The sequence below is a fragment of the Microbacterium ginsengisoli genome (assembly GCF_000956535.1).
Lineage (GTDB): Bacteria > Actinomycetota > Actinomycetes > Actinomycetales > Microbacteriaceae > Microbacterium > Microbacterium ginsengisoli.
Map to the genome: position 1 here is coordinate 120,124 of NZ_JYIY01000075.1, position 17,916 is coordinate 138,039.

The following is a 17,916-nucleotide window of genomic DNA, read 5'->3' on the forward strand; positions in this document are numbered from 1 at the left end:
CTCAGACCTCCCGATCGTGCGGGGCGTCGTCCGCGACGAGACGCAGTCCGGTGCGGCGGGAGCGCACGTGGGGTCCTTCGGGAACGGTCCAGCTGCCGTTGCGTCGCTCGGTCGCGATGGCGTCCTCATCGACCGTGATGCCGTGTCCGGGGGTGTCGCCGAGGACGATCCCGCCGTCGGCGATCTCGCGGTCGATCGCGAGGCCGAACGGCATGCCGAGGTCCTGCACCTCGGCGGCGAGATGATTGGGCACACCCGCGGCGGCGTGCGCCACCGCCTCGTTGGCGGTGAGGCCGACCGGGCTGATCGGCAGGTCCCGGGCATGGGCGGCGTGGGCGACGCGCAGGAAGTGGGTGATGCCCCAGACGCATCCCGACTGCACGATGTCGACGGCGCCGTGGTCGAACAGCGCACGGTACTGCTCGAGTCCGGTCAGGTTCTCGCCGGTCGCCACGGCCGCGCGGATCGACCGCGTGAGGCGGGCGTGGCCCGCGGCATCCCACCGGCGCAGCGGCTCTTCGATCCAGGTCAGGTCGTGGTGCTCCTCGACCGCGCTGACATAGCGCACGGCCTGCTTGAGGTTCCACGACTCGTTCGCGTCGAGCATGAGCGCGGGCCGCGAGGTGTTGCGCCGGAGGGCGTCGGAGACGATGCCGAGGCGCCGGATGTCGACATCCGCGTCACGCCCGCCCTTGAGCTTCCCGCTCGTGAAGCCGCGATCGGCCATGGCCGAGTAGAACGTCGCGAGGGACTCGTCGTCGAGGGCGATGTCGAGGCCGGACGCATAGCCGGCGACGAAGCGGTCGCGTCCGCCGATGAGGCGCCACAGCGGCTCCCCGGCGGCCTTCGCCTTGAGGTCCCACAGTGCCATGTCGAAGGTGCCGATCCCGCCGAAGGTCGCCCCGCCGTGACCGTCCTTGAACACGCGGGCGAGCATGCGGTCGTAGAGCGCGCCGACGGCCCGGGGGTCCTCGCCCTCGAGGGCGGGGAAGAGCCGATCGAGATCGTGGTCGGAGCCGGTGCCGATTCCGGTGAGTCCGGCGTCGGTCTCGAGCAGTACGACGGGCACGTCGGTGATGCCCGAGGCGATGTGCCCATTGACGTCGCCGATGGGGCGGCCCCAGTCTCGGTGGGTGCGCAGCACGCGGTATCCGGTGATCTTCATGTCGTCCTTGATCGAGAAGCTCCTGCACGAGTCGTGCTGGAAAGAGCATACATCACATGTTAGAACTGTAGGGAAGAGAGAGGCTTGATGATGAGCACCCGACCCTCGCCCCGTGGCGTCCGGCTCACCGACGTCGGATTCGGCGCCGCGCAGCTGGGAAACCTCGGCCGCGTGACGACCGAAGACGAGGCCGCGGGCGCGGTCGAGGAGGCCTGGCGCCGCGGCATCCGGTACTTCGACACCGCGCCGCACTACGGACTCGGCCTCTCCGAGCGTCGCCTCGGCGCCGCCCTCGCCGCCCGTCCGCGCGACGAGTACGTCATCTCCACCAAGGTGGGCCGGCTGCTCCAGCCGAACGAGCCTCCCCACGGCACCGACGACGGGTTCGTCGTGCCCGCCACCCACCGACGCGTCTTCGACTTCAGCCGCGACGCGATCCTGCGCTCGGTCGACGAGAGCCTCGCCCGGCTCGGTCTCGACCGCGTCGACATCCTCTATCTACACGACCCCGACCACGAGTGGGAGGCCGCCTCGACGACGGGCGTGGACACCCTCATCGAGCTGCGCGACCAGGGCGTGACGAGGGCGATCGGCGCCGGGATGAACCAGTCGGCGATGCTCGCGCGGTTCGTCCGCGAGTGCGATGTCGACGTCGTCATGCTCGCCGGGCGCTACACCCTGCTGGAGCAGGGGGCCGCCGAGGACCTCCTGCCCGCCGCGCTCGATCGGGGCGTCGCCGTGGTCGGCGCGGCGGTCTACAACTCCGGTCTGCTCAGCGCCGATCGTCCCGCCGCCGGCCTCACCTACGACTACCTGCCCGCGCCGGAGTCTCTCATCGAGCGCGTCACCCGCATCGCCGAGGTGTGCGAGCGTCACGGCGTGCGCCTCCCGGAGGCGGCCGTGCAGTTCCCGCTGCGGCACCCCGCGACCGCGTCGGTCGTCGTCGGCATGCGCACGGCCGATCAGGTCGACTCGACCCTCGACCGTCTCGCCGCACGCATCCCCGTCGCGCTCTGGGACGACCTGCGCGCCACCGGCCTCCTCATCGCCGACGACGCGATCGACACGGTGGCGCCGTGATCATCGACGCCCACCAGCACATCTGGACGCGCACCGTCGCCGACTACGACTGGCTGACCCCCGCGGCGGGCGTGCTCTACCGGGACTTCACGATGGCGGATGTCGCGGCCGACCGCCGTGCCGCCGGCGTCGCCGGTGTCGTGCTCGTGCAGGCCGCGGACGACGCGCGCGACACCGCCCACATGCAGCGGGCCGCGGATGCCGATCCGGCCGTTGTCGCCATCGTCGCCTGGGTACCCCTCGACGCCCCCGCCGCCACGGCCCGCGCCCTCGAGCGGCTGCGGGAGGACGACCGGATCGTCGGTGTGCGCGCGCTCATCCATGAGCGCGACGATCCGGACTGGATCCTGCGCGACGACGTGGCCGCGGGTCTCGCGCAGGTCGCCGCCGCAGGCCTCGCGTTCGACTACGTGACGGCGTCACCGGCCGCGCTCGCGCACCTCCCGCGTCTCGGGGAGCGCCATCCCGACCTGCGGCTGATCATCGACCACCTCGGCAAGCCGCCCGTGGGAGGCGGCGACACCGCGCTCTGGCGGCGCCTGCTCGCCGCGGCCGCGGAGAACCCCCGTGTGCACGCGAAGGTCTCCGGACTGTACCCCGCCGTCACTCCCGCCGACTGGGCGGCAGGGGACATCCGCCCCCTGCTGGATGCCGCGCGTGAGCTGTTCGGCGCGGACCGGCTGCTGGCCGGCAGCGACTGGCCGATCTCCCTCATCGCCGGCGGATATGCCCGCACCTGGGAGGGCATCCAGCGGGCCAGCGACACCTGGAGCGCCGACGAGCGCTCCCGCCTGCTCGGCGGTACGGCCGCCGAGTGCTATCGGATCGACCCTGGGCGTCTGGCCCGGGCGAAGGAGGACCTGTGACCGAGTTCATGCGCATCGGGGCGCCCGGTGCCGAGATCCCCGTGCTCCGGCACGAGGGGGCGCACTACGACCTGCGCCCGCTCACGCACGACATCGACGGCGCGTTCCTCGCCGCCGACGGGCTGCGGCGAGCCCGCGACGCCGCGCGCGGCGGCGGACTCGAGCGCATCGATCTGACGGGTGCGCGCATCGGAGCCCCGGTCGCGACCCCCGGGAAGGTCGTGTGCATCGGGCTAAACTACCGCGACCACGCCGAGGAGACCGGCGCCGCGATCCCGCAGGAGCCCGTCGTGTTCATGAAGGACCCGGGCACCGTCGTCGGCCCGTTCGACGAGGTCCTGATCCCCCGCGGGTCGCGCAAGACCGACTGGGAGGTCGAGCTCGCCGTCGTCATCGGCACGACCGCGCGTTACCTCGCGAGCGACGAGGAGGCGGCGGCATCCATCGCCGGCTACGCGATCTCGAACGACGTGTCCGAGCGCGAGTTCCAGCTCGAGCGCGGGGGACAGTGGGACAAGGGGAAGAGCTGCGAGAGCTTCAACCCACTCGGTCCGTGGCTGGTGCCCGCCGATGAGGTAGCGGACCCGCAGGACCTCGGGATGCGGCTGTCGGTCAACGGAGAGCAGCGCCAGAACGGGTCGACCTCGACGATGATCTTCGGCGTGCTCGAGGTGGTGCGCTACCTCTCGCAGTTCATGGTGCTGCGGCCGGGTGACGTCGTGAACACGGGCACCCCGGCGGGGGTGGCACTGGGCATGCCGACCCCGGTCTACCTGGCCCCCGGCGATCGGGTCGAGCTCAGCATCGACGGTCTGGGCACGGCGCGCCAGCTGTGCGTGGCGGCATGAGCGCCGGCGCCTGGCGGGGTGTGCGCGCGATCGTCACCGGCGGCGCCTCGGGCATCGGACGCGCCACCGTCGAGGCCCTGCAGGACGCCGGCGCCACGGTCGGCGTGCTCGACCTCGCCGTCGACGACCTGCCGGGCGCGGCGATCGGCGCATCCGCCGACCTGCGCTCGCGGACATCGGTCGCCGCGGCCATCGATGCGCTCGCCACGACGCTCGGCGGAGTGGACGTGCTCGTGAACAACGCGGGGATCAGCGCGATCGGCACGGTCGAGGAGAACGACGACGACGAATGGGCGCGCGTGCTCGACGTGAACGTCATCGGCATGGCGCGCGCGTCGGCCGCCGCGCTGCCGTGGCTGCGGCGCTCGGAGCGCGCGGCGATCGTGAACGTGTGCTCGATCGCCGCGCGCAACGGCCTGCCTCAGCGCGCGCTCTACAGCGCCTCGAAAGGCGCGGTGTACGCGCTCACCCTGGCGATGGCGACCGACCACATCCGCGAGGGGGTGCGCGTCAACTGCGTGTGCCCCGGCACCGTCGCCACGCCGTTCGTCGATCGGATGCTGCAGAACTTCCCCGACCCCGTCGCCGAGCGAGCGGCCCTCGACGCGCGCCAGGCCACCGGTCGCATGGTCACGCCCGCCGAGGTCGCGGCGGCGATCCTCTACCTCGCCCACCCGGCATCCGGGTCGACGACCGGCACGGCGCTCGACGTCGACGGCGGCGTCACCCACCTGCGCATGCGGCCGACCCCCTGAGCGCCGGGCACGCGTCGCCGGGTGCGCTAACGTGACGGCGTGACATCCGCCGCCCGCGCCCTGCCCGCGCGACGTCTGCCGGCACTGCTCACGCTGCTGCGACTGGGGCTTGCGACCCTCGTGGTCGGGGTGGCCACGGGGCTCGCGGTGCTGCTGCTGGTGTCGATCCTCCACGTGATCGAGCATGCGGTGTGGGGCCACGAGGAGGGGCCGTTCCTCGACGGACTCGCATATCCGGCCGTGTGGTGGCTGCCGCTTGTGAGCGTCACCGCGGCGGGAGTGATTGCCGGAACCGGCTGGTACCTGGTGCGACGACTCGGTCGCCGCATCGCCAGCGTCGAGGAGGGCGTCGCCGGCACGCCCATGCCGTGGTGGGAGACGCTCGTCGACACGGTGCTGCAGGTGGCATCCGTGGGTCTCGGTGCCTCCATCGGCAAGGAGGTCGCCCCGCGCGAGCTCTCGGCCATGGCGGGCTCGAAGATCGTGCGGTGGTTCGGACTCGATGCCCGCTGGCGCCGCATCCTCATCGCCTCAGCCGCCGGCGCGGGCCTCGCCGCCGTCTACAACGTGCCGCTCGGCGGGGCGCTGTTCGCGGTCGAGATCCTGCTGGCCCAGTTCAGCATCGGTGCGGCGGTGACGGCGCTCTCGGTCAGCGCCATCGCGACGCTCGTCGCGCGCCCGCTGGTGCCCGACGAGTCGCTCTACCACGTGGCATCCGTCGAGGTGAATGCGTCCCTCATCGTCGCCGCGATCATCATCGGCCCCCTCATGGGTCTCGGTGCCACCGGGTTCGCCGCGACCACCAAGCGGCTCTCCGGGCTGCGGCCCACCGGTTGGAGGCTGCTCGTCGCGCTTCCGGTCGTCTTCGCCGCCGTCGGTGCCGTCGGCATCGTGTTCCCGCTGATACTCGGCAACGGGCGTGCGCTCGCGACCGCCGGCTTCGACCTGTCGCAGCCCGCACTGCTGCTGCTCGTGCTCGCCGTGCTCAAGTACGTCGCCACCTCGGTCTCGCTGGGCTCGGGCGCGATCGGCGGCACCCTGCAGCCCTCCGTCGCGATCGGTGCGGCGCTCGGAGCGGCGGCCGCGGCCGGATGGGCGTTCATCTGGCCGGGCGCCGACGGCACGGCGCTCGCGATCGTCGCGGCGGCCGCCTTCCTCGCCTCCAACATGCGGGCCCCCTTCACGGCGATCGCGCTGATCGTCGGCTTCACCGGAACCGGGTTCGACCTGCTCGTGCCGATCTTCCTCGCGGTCGCCGGCTCGCTCGCGGCATCCCGTCTCGTCGGCCGTGGCGCCCTCGGCCGCTTCGCGCCGATCGACCCCGGCCGCGAGTAGCGCCGGCGGGGCGGTTAGGCTCCGAAGGATGTCGCTCCCCGCCGCCCCCGCCTCCCGCTCGTGCCGCCTCGTGCTCGCGTGCATCGGCATCGGGCTCCTCTCGGGCTTCCTCTCGGGCCTGTTCGGCGTCGGCGGCGGCACGGTCATCGTGCCCCTGCTCGTGCTGCTGCTCGGCTTCGACCAGCGGCGCGCCGCAGGCACCTCGCTCGCGGCCATCGTGCCGACCTCTGCCGTCGGGGTGATCTCCTACGCGGTGCACGGATCGGTCGCGTGGATCCCCGCGCTGCTGCTCGCCGCGGGCGCTGTCGTGGGCGCCCAGATCGGCACCTGGCTGCTGCCGAAGGTGTCGCAGAACGCGTTGCGCTGGGGTTTCGTGGCGTTCCTCGCGGTCGTCGTCGTGAGCCTCTTCATCGTCATCCCCTCCCGCGGCGAGCCCTTCGACGTCGCGTGGTACACCGCGATCGCCCTCGTCGCCCTGGGCGTCGTCACCGGCGTCGTCTCGGGCCTCATCGGGGTCGGCGGCGGTATCGTCGTCACCCCGGTGCTCATGCTCGCGTTCGGCGCGAGCGACCTGATCGCCAAGGGCACGTCGCTGCTCATGATGATCCCGACGGCGATCTCGGGCACCGTCGGCAACCTCCGCCGCCACAACGTCGACCTCGCCGCAGGCCTGATCATCGGCATCGCCGCGTGCGCCACCACCGCCCTCGGGGCGTGGGTCGCGACGATCGTCGATCCCTTCGTCGGCAACGTGCTGCTCGCCGCCTACCTCGTCTTCATCGCGGTGCAGATGGCGCGCAAGGCGCTCACGGCGCGCCGGGCACGCTGACGCCGGAGGCGCACCCCCGACGCGCCCCGACGTCCGCCCGGTGCGCACCTCCAGCGTCCTCCCGGGCGCGGCCGGGCCCCCTCGGTAGGATGATCGGGTGCCCGTGAACACCGAGCTCGTCGGCCGCGTCTTCCCGCCGACCGCCCCGTACCTCGTCGGCCGTGAGAAGGTGCGCGAGTTCGCGCGCGCCGTCTTCGCCACCGACCCCCAGCACGTCGACCCGGCTGCCGCCCAGGCGCTCGGCTACGCCGACGTGGTCGCCCCGCCGACCTTCGCGATGGTCATCCAGGACCTCACCCTGCAGCAGCTGCTCGCCGAGCCCGACTCGGGCATCGTGCTCGAGCGCCTCATCCACGCCGAGCAGCGCTTCCGCTACACACGGCCTATCGTCGCCGGCGACGAGCTCGTCGGCACGCTCTCGGTCACGGGCGTCCGCGCCGTCGGCAAGGGTGCGATGGTGACCAGCGAGGCCGAGATCACGGATGCCTCGGGCGCACACGTCGTGACCGCGACATCCATCCTTCTCGTGGGAGGCGACGAATGACCGACCTGCAGATCGGCGACGTCGTCGCGGAGCGCGACGTGCACCTGACCCGCGAGGCGCTCGTGCGCTACGCGGGCGCGTCGGGAGATTTCAACCCCATCCACTATCGCGACGACATCGCCCAGCGCGTGGGTCTTCCCGGCGTCCTCGCACACGGCATGCTCACGATGGGCCTCGCTGTCGAGACCGTCGTGCCGTGGCTCGGTGACGCCGGACGCATCCTCGAGTACGGGGTGCGTTTCACCCGGCCCGTGCTGGTCGACGCGGAGGACGGTGCCGATGTGCACGTCGTGGCGGCCGTCGGCGCCGTCAGCGACGGGGAGGCCCGCATCGACCTCACCGTGACCTTCGGCGAGACGACCGTGCTGGGCAAGGCCCAGGTGCGGGTGCGCACCGCCTGACCCATGCCCGAGATCGACCCGCTGCCGCTCGCGCAGCTCACGACCCTCCGCACCGGCGGCGCCCCCGAGCGCATGATCGACGCGCTCACCCGCGACGAGCTCGTGACGGTGCTGCGCGACGTCTGGGCGAGCGGCGACGACTGGCTCGTGCTGGGCGGCGGCTCGAACCTGCTCGTCGGGGACGAGCCATTCGAGGGGACGGTCGTGCGGGTGCGCTCAGCGGGCGTCGAGCGGCTCGCAGCCCCGGAACCCGGCATCGCACGACTGCGGGTGCAGGCGGGTCACGCCTGGGACGATCTGGTCGCACAGAGCGTCGCGTGGGGGCTGTCGGGCATCGAGGGCATGTCGGGCATCCCGGGAACCGTGGGCGCCGCGCCGGTGCAGAACGTCGGCGCGTACGGGCAGGAGATCGCCGACACGCTCGTCGCCGTCGAGCTGATCGACGAGACGACCGGCCAGGTCGTGGAGGTGCCCGCGGGCGAGCTGGGCCTCGGCTTCCGCACGTCGGTGCTCAAGCACCACTACGGATCGGTGCCCGCCCGGCGTGCCGTCATCCTCACCGTCACCCTCGACCTCGCGGACATCGGCACCGCCCCGCGCCCGCTGACCTCCGACCGGCTGCGCCAGGCGCTGCCGGTCGCGGCGGGCGCCGAGCTCTCGCTCGCGGAGGTGCGCGATCTGGTGCTGCAGACCCGGCGTGCGAAGGGCATGGTGCTCGACGACGCCGACCCCGACACGCGCAGCGCCGGGTCGTTCTTCCAGAACCCGATCGTGTCCGAGCAGTTCGCCCGCAGCCTTCCCGATGCCTGCCCGCGGTGGCCGATGGAGTCGACCCGCGAGCCCGTCATCGTCATTCCGTTGGCGGCATACGACGGGTACGTCCCCCGCGCGGCGCCCCGCAACGTGCAGTACAAGCTGAGCGCCGCGTGGCTGATCGAGAACGCCGGCATCCGCAAGGGGATGCGGCTGGGCCGCTCCCGCGCCTTCATCTCGTCGAAACACGCCCTCGCCCTGACGAACCGCGAGGACGGCACGGCCGCCGAGGTCGCCGAGCTGGCCCGGTTCGTGCAGCAGCGGGTCGCGGCCGACTTCGGCATCGAGCTGCAGCCCGAGCCCGTGCTCGTCGGGGTGGAGCTGTGAGCGCGCGGCGCCGTGCCGCGGCGATCGCGACCCTCGCCCTCGCGATCGTGCTGTCGGGGTGCACCGGCGATGCGCTCGGACCCGCGACTCCCTCGCCGTCGGCGACGCCGCCCGCCCAGCCCGCGACGCCGGTGACCGCTGCCGAGCTGCCGTCGTACACGGCGGTCGCGCGGCTCAGTGGCGCCCTGGACTGCACCGGAACCCTGATCTCGATACCGACATCGGCGACGGATGCCGCATCCGCTCCGGCATACGTGCTGACCACCGGTCGCTGCGCGGGCCTCGATGCCCAGAGCGAGGCGAACGAGACGATCGTCGACCAGCCCGGTCGCGGCACGGCCCGCTTCCTCGACATCACCGGCGCCTCGAGCGATGCGATCGTGACGTCGAACATCGCGCGCGTCGAGTACGCCACGCGCCGAGGTGACGACATCGCCGTGCTCCGCCTCGACGCCTCGCTGGCCGATCTGGCCGCGAAGGGTGTGACACCCCTCACCGTCTCCTCGACAGTGCCCGACCAGGGCATCGCCGTCACGAACGTGGCGGTGCCCACGGAGGACCTCCCCGAGGCGGATCGCGTGATGCGCAAGGGCGAGTGCACGATCGGTGCGACGCGCACCGTGCTCGAGTACAAGTGGCTGTGGTTCGGTGCGCTCTCGACGCCGTGTCCCGGCGTGATCGGCGGAACCGCCGGCGCCCCGCTCATCGCCGACGGCCAGGTGGTCGGCATGATCGGCACGACGAACGTGGGCGTGCCGACCGGCCGCGGATCCTCCTGCTACGTCGGGCGACCCTGCGAGGTCGGCTCCGACGGTGCCACGTTCGTCGCCGACTCCAGCTACAGCATGCCCGTGGCATCCGTGTCCGGCTGCTTCGCGACCGGGCGGTTCGCGCTCGGCTCGGGGTGCGGTCTCTCCGACGCGCAGTGGAGCATCGACGGCGGCGGCATCTTCGGCGGCGACGGGCAGGACGGCACCGGACGAACCCCGTCCCTCACCCTCCAGGCCGCGACGACGGCAGGACTCGAGGTGCAGCTGAACGTGCCGATCGCGGATGCCGCGACGTGCACCGATGCATCGACGTACGACGCCGGGCGGCGCTACATCCTCGATCCCGGCGATGAGCGCGTCGTGCCGGTGGCACTGCCGACGACCAACTCGTTCGTGGTGGCGTGCATCGCGGTGCCGGGGGATGAGGCGAACGCCGCCCGCATCGTGTTCTCGATCGACACCGTCGCCCCCACCGACGGCCCCGAGCTCACGGTGCAGCGCTTCGCCGATGGCGGGGTGCTCGTGGAGCCGGTCTTCGACCTGCCCGACATGTCGAGCGTCTGGGTGAAGTTCGGCGACCCGTCCGAGACGGTCTGCGCGGATCCGACCGGCTACTCCGAGGCCTACCGTCAGCCGTTCCTGTACGAGCGCGGCGCGCTGCCGCTGCGGTTCTGTGCCTACGGCTTCGACGTGGCGGGCAACAAGTCGCCCGTCGTCGACCACATCATCGATCCGGCGACGCCGACGCCGACGCCGGGCGCGACGATCCGCTGACGCGCCCCGCAACGACCGCGGTCAGGCCGCGACATCGGTTCTGCCGCGGTCGGTCAGGCCGCGACCCCGGTCAGGCGGCGCCGAAAAGGCGCTGCAGGCGGTGCACGCCCTCGAGCAGCGCGTCGTCGCCGAGCGCGTACGACAGCCGCAGATAGCCGCTCGGGCCGAACGCCTCACCGGGGACCACGGCGACCTCGGCCTGCTCGAGGATGAGGTCGGCGAGCTCGAGCGATGAGGTGGGCGTGACGCCGCCCCACTCGCGGCCGAGCAGCCCCGTGACATCCGGGTAGACGTAGAACGCGCCGAGCGGGTTCGGCACCGTGACGCCCGGGATCTTCGCGAGCTCGGCGACCATGAGGCGCCGGCGTCGGTCGAAGGCCTGCCGGAACTCCTCGGCCTCGGTCTGGGGGCCGGTCAGCGCGGCGAGCGCCGCCCGCTGGGCGATGTTGTTGACGTTGCTCGACAGATGCGACTGCAGGTTGGCGGCGAGCGTGATGGCGTCCTTCGGGCCGACCATCCAGCCCACGCGCCATCCGGTCATGGCGTAGGTCTTCGCGACGCCGTTGACGAGGATGGTCTGGCCGGCGACCTCGGGAACCACCTCGACGACGGATGCCGCGCGCGCGCCCTCGTAGACGAGGTTCTGGTAGATCTCGTCGGAGATGATCCAGATGCCGTGCTCGAGGGCCCACTCGGCGATCGCGCGGGTCTCGTCGGGGGTGTACACGGAGCCGGTGGGGTTCGACGGCGACACGAAGACGAGCACGGTGGTGCGCGCGGTGCGGGCCGCCTCGAGCTGCTCGACTGTCACCTTGTAGTCCTGGTCGGCGCCGGCGAACACCTCGACGGGGATCCCGTCGGCGAGACGGATGGCCTCGGGGTAGGTGGTCCAGTAGGGCGCCGGCAGCAGCACCTCGTCGCCGGGGTTCACGACCGCCTGGAAGGCCTGGTACACCGATTGCTTGCCGCCGTTGGTGACGATGATCTGCGCCGGGTCCACCTCGAGACCGGAGTCGCGCAGGGTCTTCGCGGCGATCGCCTCGCGGAGCACCGGGAGGCCGACCGCGGGGGTGTAGCGGAAGTTCGCGGGGTCTTCGAGTGCGTGGGCCGCGGCATCCACGATGAACGACGGCGTCGCGAAGTCGGGCTCTCCGGCCGCGTAGGAGATCACCGGGCGACCGGCGGCCTGAAGGGCCTTGGCCTTGGCGTCGACCTTCAGCGTGGCGGACTCGGCGATGGCGGAGAGCTTGCGGGACAGCGGAGCGCGTTCAGACACGCTCTCGAGCGTAGTCTGCTCGCATCGGTCACACGAGGGCATCGATCGCGGCGCGCACGTCGTCGTCGTCGCGTCCGTCCGCGCTGTTGTCGTATAGGGCGTGATGCGCCCCGCGCCAGCGACATTCGGATGCCTGCGCGGTCGCCCAGAACTCGTCCCAGTGGGCGAGCTTCCAGTTGTCTCGTTTGTACCCGCGGCCTTCTACCCGGTCGCGGACCCGCTCACCGTCCACCGTCACGTGCACGACGGTGATGCGCGTGTCGGCGGGCCAGTCGTGTGTCAGAGCGGCCTGCTCAAGGAAGTCCTCCTGCGGAAAGTAGCGTACGAACGGGGCATCGAGCACGACGGTCGTTCCGATGCGCAGGTTGTCCCCCGCCAGGCGCAGCAGCGTCTGATACTCCAGGTCCATCACGACCCGCTGGTAGTACTCGTTGTGGTCGCGCTCGTGCGGATCGCTCCCGTGGGCGCTCAGCAGGGCTTCGGTGAACAGGGTTGCGACGCTGTCCTTGTCGAGATAGGCCGCTCCGAGTTGGCGGGCGATCAGAGTGCTGACGGTCGACTTGCCGCTGCCGGCCGGACCGATCACGAAGAAGAGGTGGGACGCCATGTGATGCTCCAGGGTGGTGGCGAGGGGCGGCGACGCCCCTCGCCACGGGTCTCAGGCGGTGCGGCCGGAGCGGTCCTTTACGAAGAAACCGTAGGACAGTGCGCCGACCAGCAGCAGCACGCCGCCGATGAGGAACACCAGGGTGTAGTTGCCCGCCGTCGCGGTGAGGATCGCGCCGGTGGCCGCTGGCGCGATGGCCGCCCCGACGAACCCGCCGAAGTTCTGGATGGCGCCCAGCGACGCGACCTGGTTCGTGGGGGCGACGTCGGATGCCAGCGTCCACAGGCAGCCGATCGGGATTTGGGAGGCGAAGTATCCGAGTGAGAGGAGGACGATCGCGAGTGCCGTGTTGTCGACGTACGCGACCGGAAGCACGGCGGCCGCGGCGAGGACGGCACCGCCCACGATGGGGATCTTGCGGGCGCGGACGGTGCTCGTCCCGCGGGCGACGAGGCGGTTCGAGAGCCAGCCGCCGAAGATGACGCCAATGATGCCGCACAGGAAGGGCAGCGAGGCGAGCCAGCCGCTCTGGCTCAGGCTGAAGCCGCGCGCGGTCTGCAGATAGCTCGGCAGCCACGTGAGGTAGACCCACACCGTGTAGAAGATGCCGAATGCGCCGAGCACCATGAACCAGGTGTTGCGCTGTCGCAGCAGCTGTCCCCAGCCCACCTTCGGCTCCGTAGACGCGATCGCCTCCTGAGCTTGAGCTCCCTTGATCATCGCCTGCTCCTGCAGCGTCGGGTCGCGGTAGATCCGCAGCCAGACCAGCGCCACCACGACGCCGAGGGCTCCGACAACGATGAACATGCCCCGCCAGCTCATCGTGAGCAGCAGGAAGGTCAGCAGCGGCGGCGCGATCGCGTTGGCGATCTGCGAGCCGGTGTTGATCAGCGCGACCGGCAGGGCGCGCTCGCGCTTGTTGAACCATCGCTCGCTGACCTTCAGGGATGCCGTGAAGAACGGCGACTCGGCGATGCCGAGCGCGACCCGCAGGGCGTAGAGCACACCGAAGGAGTTCGCCGCGGCGGTCACCATCGAGACGAGCGACCAGGCGCCGGCGGCGAAAGCGAACACGTGCTTCGGGCCGAACTTGTCGACGAGGTAGCCCGCGGGCAGGTTCGCGATGGCGTAGGGCCAAGAGAAGGCCGACAGCAGCAGACCCATCTCGAGGGCGTTCAGGCCGAACTCGCCGGCGATCGTCGTGTTCGCCACGCTGAGCGTGGAGCGATCGAGGTAGTTCACTACGCCGCCGAGGATCAGGAATCCGATCAGGAACCACCTGATTCGCACGGTCTTCTTCTGCACCGTCGTCAGCAGTGGGGTCTCCGCCAGGGTGTCGCTCATCGTATGCACTCCTTTGTGTATCGGGTCGGGGTGACGCGCAGGGCGTCGGGATTGAGGAATGGAAGGTTGTCAGCTCCGTGCCGCGCTGATCGCGGCGAGGAGGTCGGCGGCGGCTCGCGTGACGAGAGCGACGTCTCCCGTCGGGCGTGCGGCCCTCGTGATCGCCGATCCCACGCCCACGGCGATGGCGCCCGCGGCGAACCAGTCGCCGACGTTCGTGATCGTCGCCCCGCCTGCCGGGAGCACCGGTGTTTGCGGCAGTGGAGCGAGGACTGTGCGCAGATAGTCGGGGCCGGCGATCTCGGTCGGGAAGAGCTTGACGATGTCAGCCCCTGCCTCGAGTGTCTGCACGAACTCGGTCGGCGTAAAGGCGCCGCTGATCGTGGCGACCTGGTAGCGGTTCGCAAGGCGGATCATGTTCGGGTTCAGGTTGGGGCTGACCAGCAGCCGCGCACCGGCGCTGATCGCGGTGAACGCGGCCTGCTCGTCGAGGACGGTGCCGGCCCCGACCGCGACGCCGTCGTCGGCGAACTCGGTGGACAGCGTGTGGATCACATCGAACGCGTCCGGAACGGAGAGCGTCACCTCGAGCGCGCGGATGCCTCCCGCTACTGCAGCGCGCGCGACGGCGATCGCCTCGTCAGCCGAGTCGAGTCGGATGATCAATAGCGCCCCTGGGCCGGTGATGGCCTGAAGAACCTCGTGTTTGCGTAACATCACCGCACATTCTAGCACATACCTTCACATGAAGTCACAACTTTGAACGAATGATGGTGCGTGTGAACTAGACTCGGGCCCCATGGCCAGCGATCCGCCCCTCATCCCCGAACAGCGCCAGCGCGAGCTCCTGCGCCTGCTGCGTGGAGCGGGTGCTCTCGGTATTCGTCATCTGGCCGACCACCTCGGTGTCTCTCACATGACTGTGCGACGTGACATCGCCGCCCTGGAGGCGGACGGACGGGTGGTCTCCGTGCAGGGCGGGGTGAGCCTCACTGAGCGGGCAGGCGTCGAGCCCCCGCGCGAGCGGGCGTCGCGCGCACTGCTGGAGCTGCCGCGAAAGCAGGCGATCGCCGCCGCCGCCGCCCAACTCGTCGGTGACGACAGCGTGGTCTTCCTCGACGCGGGCACCACGTGCGAGGCTCTCGTGCCGCACATCGCGCTCCGCCGGGACGTCACTATCGTGACGAACGACTTCTTCGCCGTTGCGACGCTGCGCGGGTACCCGTCAATCCAGACAATCCATACAGGCGGAGCGGTAGATGCGGCGAGCGGCTCGGCCACCGGTCCGCTCGCCGCCGCGACGCTCGGGGCTCTCGCCATCGACGTTGCCTTCCTCAGCACCGGCGCATGGGACCGTGCGCACGGCGTCACCACGCCGGAACTCGACAAGCTCACCCTCAAACGGGCCGCGATGGATGCGGCATCCGTCTGCGTCCTGGTCGCCGACAGCACGAAGTACGGCGCGAGCGAGCGGTTCAAGGTCGCCCCGCTGGATGCGTTCGACGTCGTTGTCACCGACGACGGCCTCGATGAGATCGCGGCGGCGGACCTGCGCGATCGCGGCGTGGATCTTCGTTCGGTGCACGCCGCGGGATGAGCCCGCCGCGCGCACCGAACGACAGGGGGCTTCCGATCAGCGCCGCATCCCCTGCGGCGCTGTCTCATTCGGTGTCTACGGGCAACCGCGAGTAGGGCGCGATGTTGGTGACGTTGCTCGACAGGTGCGAGTGCAGGTTGGCTGCGAGCGTGATGGCGTCCTTCGGGCCGACCATCCAGCCCACGCGCCATCCGGTGATGGCGTAGGTCTTCGCGACGCCGTTCACGAGGATCGTCTGACCGGCGACCCCGGGCACCTCACCCAGCCGCACCGCGGGTAAGACGGTCGCCGGCGGCGCTCGGAGCGAGCGAGCTCAGCCATCCCTCCCACTCGTCGAGTCCTTCGCCGGTGCGCGCGCTCGTGAGGATGATGCGGGCCGTCGGGTTGACGGCGCGCACGTTCGCGAGGAACAGGTCGAGGTCGAAGTCGAGGTGGGGGAGCAGATCGATCTTGTTGACGACCACGACGTCGACCGAGCGGAACATGACGGGGTACTTCAGCGGCTTGTCCTCACCCTCGGTCACGCTCGCGACCATGGCGCGATGGTGTGCGCCGGTGTCGAACTCCGCGGGGCAGACGAGGTTGCCGACGTTCTCGATCAGCACCACGTCGAGGGCGTCGAGGTCGAGGCCGTGCAGCGCCCGGTGCACCATGGGGGCGTCGAGGTGGCATTCTCCGCCGAAGCCGTTGCCGGTGTTCAGCAGCGAGATCTGGGCGCCGTGGCCGTCGAGGCGGTCGGCGTCGAGCGAGGTCTCGATGTCGCCCTCGACGATGCCGAACCGCACGTGCGCGCCGAGGTCGGCGAGGGTGCGCTCGAGCAGCGCGGTCTTGCCCGCGCCGGGGGAGGACATCACGTTGACGGCGACGACGCCCGCGCCGTCGAGGGCGGCGCGGTTGCGGGCGGCGGCGGCGTCGTTCTCGTCGAAGATGCGCTCGAGCACCTCGATGCGCTCGCTGCCGGTCTCGTAGCCGGAGTGGTCGCCGATGTGGTCGTGGTCGTGGTCGCCGTGCGCGTGGTCATGCACGTCGCCATGCGTGTGCTCGTGGTCGTGGCTGTGCACGGTGCCATCGTCGTGGCGGTGGAATCTACCCATCTCGGTCGTACCCCTCTGTCGTGGCGACATCCATCGATCGCACCAGGAACTCCTCACCCGAGCGCACGGCCACATCGTTCGTGCCGCACGCGCTGCACACGATGATCGGGAGGCCCGTGAGCGTCGTCTCGGCCCCACAGCGCCGGCAGTCGAGCACGGCGGGGATGGATGTCACATCCAGCCGCGAGCCCGCCAGCTGAGGGGTCTGCTCGCAGACGACTCCCCAGCAGTAGACGAGTGTCTCGGGCACGACCTGACGGAGGTGCCCGACGTCGAGCTGTACGCGTTCGACCCGCCTCCCGCCGGCGGCGCGCGTGGCGATGCCGGCGATCGACCGGCACAGCGACAGCTCGTGCATCGGCAGCCCTCCCTCGGGTGCGCGGCGGATGCCGCGTGCTGGTCACCCTAGGACGCCCACCGCGGCAGCGGGAGTGGCGATCGCCGTGAGAATCCCCAGCGCGACACGGGCGCCGGGGCGGTCGCCGAGCCCGCTCAGCCCCGGTGCAGTGTCTCGGCGGGCGTCTCGCCGAACTCCTCGCGGTACCAGCCGGCGAAGCGGCCGCCGTGGCCGAAGCCCCACCGCTCGGCGACGCCGGCGACGCTCGTGCCGCGGCGCGCGTCGCCCGCGAGCAGGTCGGCGCGCACCCGCAGCAGGCGTTGCCGCCGCACATAGGCGCCGGGTGTCGTGCCCAGTCGCGCCCGGAAGGTCTGCTGAACGTGGCGAGCGGACGCGTGCACCGCCGCGGCGAGATCGTCGATCGAGAACGGCTCGGCGAGATGCCGCTCGATGTGGTCGAGGGCGTCCTGCATGAGCGCCGTGCCAGAGGTGGGAGCCTGCAGCAGGGGCGAGTGGTTCGAGGGCTGCAGCAGCAGGAGCGACGAGACGAGCAGGTCCTCGATGCTCTGGCGGCCGAGCGGCGCCTGCAGCAGCGAGGCATCCATCATCGACTCGGTGCTGAGCAGCTGCACAGCGATGCTCCACCGGATGGTCTCGGGCCCGGAGAGATCGAACAGCGGCGCGAAGCGCACCGGCTCGTCGAGGCGGCGGCCGAGCATGCGGGCCAGCGCATCCTCGACCGCGCGGCGCTCCACGCGCACGAGCAGCCGCGGCGACTCGGGTGCGAGCTCGAGGCGCACCGGCATGCCGGGGGACACGACGACCGCCTGCACCGACGACGTCGTGAGCTCGTTCCCGGCGACACGGGTCGTCGAGGTGCGCGCCTGGTTCATGTGCACGGTCACCGCGTCGGCGCTCGCGGGCACATCGACGGTCGCGGCCGCTCCCACATCGAGGTGGGCGAGGGTCACCGTGCCGAAGCGGCGCGCGGCGACGACCAGGTCGAGGCGTTCCCGGGCATCGTGGGGGGCGACGACGCCCCGGCCGAGCAGGTCGTGCAGGGCGCCGGCGGCGACGCCCGCATCGTCGGTGCGCACCAGCGGCGCACCCGTCAGCGCAGGGGGCACGCGGAGGGCGCGGTCGCTCGTCACGAC

The 17,916-nt window shown here is 71.2% G+C and carries 19 protein-coding genes and 1 pseudogene; 11 read left to right on the plus strand and 9 right to left on the minus strand.

The window, feature by feature from the left end:
• Position 1: 1 nt before the first annotated feature.
• Positions 2 to 1,165, minus strand: a complete 1,164-nt coding sequence (locus RR49_RS09430; protein ID WP_045247814.1) for a mandelate racemase/muconate lactonizing enzyme family protein — start codon at positions 1,163 to 1,165, stop codon at positions 2 to 4.
• 90 nt (positions 1,166 to 1,255) lie between these two features.
• Between RR49_RS09430 and RR49_RS09435 the strand changes: the two genes are divergently transcribed.
• From RR49_RS09435 to RR49_RS09480, 10 genes are all read left to right on the plus strand, one after another.
• Positions 1,256 to 2,245 (plus strand): aldo/keto reductase, encoded by a 990-nt coding sequence (locus RR49_RS09435; RefSeq protein WP_045247815.1) that lies wholly within the window; start codon positions 1,256 to 1,258, stop codon positions 2,243 to 2,245.
• On the plus strand, positions 2,242 to 3,111 hold the full coding sequence (locus tag RR49_RS09440; protein WP_045247816.1) for an amidohydrolase family protein: 870 nt from the start codon (positions 2,242 to 2,244) through the stop codon (positions 3,109 to 3,111). Before RR49_RS09435 ends, RR49_RS09440 begins: the two co-directional genes overlap by 4 nt.
• Positions 3,112 to 3,119: 8 nt before the next feature.
• A complete protein-coding gene (locus RR49_RS09445; RefSeq protein WP_045247863.1) occupies positions 3,120 to 3,959 on the plus strand; it encodes a fumarylacetoacetate hydrolase family protein in 840 nt (279 codons plus the stop codon).
• Positions 3,956 to 4,714 (plus strand): SDR family NAD(P)-dependent oxidoreductase, encoded by a 759-nt coding sequence (locus RR49_RS09450; protein WP_045247864.1) that lies wholly within the window; start codon positions 3,956 to 3,958, stop codon positions 4,712 to 4,714. Before RR49_RS09445 ends, RR49_RS09450 begins: the two co-directional genes overlap by 4 nt.
• 39 nt (positions 4,715 to 4,753) lie before the next feature.
• On the plus strand, positions 4,754 to 6,049 hold the full coding sequence (locus tag RR49_RS09455; protein ID WP_045247817.1) for a chloride channel protein: 1,296 nt from the start codon (positions 4,754 to 4,756) through the stop codon (positions 6,047 to 6,049).
• Positions 6,003 to 6,878, plus strand: a complete 876-nt coding sequence (locus RR49_RS09460; protein WP_342666959.1) for a sulfite exporter TauE/SafE family protein — start codon at positions 6,003 to 6,005, stop codon at positions 6,876 to 6,878. The genes RR49_RS09455 and RR49_RS09460 overlap by 47 nt, the downstream gene beginning before the upstream one ends.
• Before the next feature lie 97 nt (positions 6,879 to 6,975).
• Entirely contained in the window at positions 6,976 to 7,422 is a 447-nt protein-coding gene (locus tag RR49_RS09465; protein ID WP_045247819.1) for a MaoC family dehydratase N-terminal domain-containing protein, read from the plus strand.
• The gene (locus RR49_RS09470) at positions 7,419 to 7,823 is read left to right on the plus strand and encodes a MaoC/PaaZ C-terminal domain-containing protein (protein ID WP_045247820.1); all 405 of its coding nucleotides are present in this window, start codon (positions 7,419 to 7,421) and stop codon (positions 7,821 to 7,823) included. Before RR49_RS09465 ends, RR49_RS09470 begins: the two co-directional genes overlap by 4 nt.
• A gap of 3 nt (positions 7,824 to 7,826) precedes the next feature.
• On the plus strand, positions 7,827 to 8,963 hold the full coding sequence (locus RR49_RS09475; protein ID WP_045247821.1) for a UDP-N-acetylmuramate dehydrogenase: 1,137 nt from the start codon (positions 7,827 to 7,829) through the stop codon (positions 8,961 to 8,963).
• Positions 8,960 to 10,507, plus strand: coding sequence for a trypsin-like peptidase domain-containing protein (locus RR49_RS09480; RefSeq protein WP_045247822.1), 1,548 nt, complete (start codon positions 8,960 to 8,962; stop codon positions 10,505 to 10,507). Before RR49_RS09475 ends, RR49_RS09480 begins: the two co-directional genes overlap by 4 nt.
• 70 nt (positions 10,508 to 10,577) lie before the next feature.
• On the opposite strand, the gene RR49_RS09485 is transcribed toward RR49_RS09480, so the two are convergent.
• From RR49_RS09485 to RR49_RS09500, 4 genes are all read right to left on the minus strand, one after another.
• Positions 10,578 to 11,783 carry a pyridoxal phosphate-dependent aminotransferase gene (locus RR49_RS09485; RefSeq protein ID WP_048809022.1) on the minus strand — a complete coding sequence of 402 codons (1,206 nt, stop codon included), beginning with the start codon at positions 11,781 to 11,783 and terminating at the stop codon, positions 10,578 to 10,580.
• A gap of 28 nt (positions 11,784 to 11,811) precedes the next feature.
• The gene (locus RR49_RS09490; protein ID WP_045247824.1) at positions 11,812 to 12,390 is read right to left on the minus strand and encodes a P-loop nucleotide/nucleoside kinase family protein; all 579 of its coding nucleotides are present in this window, start codon (positions 12,388 to 12,390) and stop codon (positions 11,812 to 11,814) included.
• 51 nt (positions 12,391 to 12,441) lie between these two features.
• Positions 12,442 to 13,734: an MFS transporter gene (locus RR49_RS09495; protein WP_045247825.1), complete on the minus strand. Its 1,293-nt coding sequence runs from the start codon at positions 13,732 to 13,734 to the stop codon at positions 12,442 to 12,444.
• A gap of 69 nt (positions 13,735 to 13,803) precedes the next feature.
• Positions 13,804 to 14,451, minus strand: coding sequence for a bifunctional 4-hydroxy-2-oxoglutarate aldolase/2-dehydro-3-deoxy-phosphogluconate aldolase (locus RR49_RS09500; RefSeq protein ID WP_045247826.1), 648 nt, complete (start codon positions 14,449 to 14,451; stop codon positions 13,804 to 13,806).
• An 82-nt stretch (positions 14,452 to 14,533) separates the two neighbouring features.
• Between RR49_RS09500 and RR49_RS09505 the strand changes: the two genes are divergently transcribed.
• Positions 14,534 to 15,331 (plus strand): DeoR/GlpR family DNA-binding transcription regulator, encoded by a 798-nt coding sequence (locus RR49_RS09505; protein WP_045247827.1) that lies wholly within the window; start codon positions 14,534 to 14,536, stop codon positions 15,329 to 15,331.
• Positions 15,332 to 15,428: 97 nt separating this feature from the next.
• Here RR49_RS09505 and RR49_RS09510 read toward each other — a convergent pair.
• The 4 genes and pseudogenes from RR49_RS09510 to RR49_RS09525 all read right to left on the minus strand — a co-directional run.
• Positions 15,429 to 15,587 (minus strand): annotated as a pseudogene (locus RR49_RS09510) (aminotransferase class I/II-fold pyridoxal phosphate-dependent enzyme); the annotation flags it as partial.
• Position 15,588: 1 nt separating this feature from the next.
• Complete coding sequence (gene hypB / locus RR49_RS09515; protein ID WP_245610976.1) at positions 15,589 to 16,392, minus strand: hydrogenase nickel incorporation protein HypB; 804 nt, start codon at positions 16,390 to 16,392, stop codon at positions 15,589 to 15,591.
• A 25-nt stretch (positions 16,393 to 16,417) separates the two neighbouring features.
• Positions 16,418 to 16,783 (minus strand): hydrogenase maturation nickel metallochaperone HypA, encoded by a 366-nt coding sequence (locus RR49_RS09520; protein WP_045247830.1) that lies wholly within the window; start codon positions 16,781 to 16,783, stop codon positions 16,418 to 16,420.
• Positions 16,784 to 16,917: 134 nt separating this feature from the next.
• A complete protein-coding gene (locus RR49_RS09525) occupies positions 16,918 to 17,913 on the minus strand; it encodes an AraC family transcriptional regulator (protein WP_169815899.1) in 996 nt (331 codons plus the stop codon).
• Positions 17,914 to 17,916 lie beyond the last annotated feature (3 nt).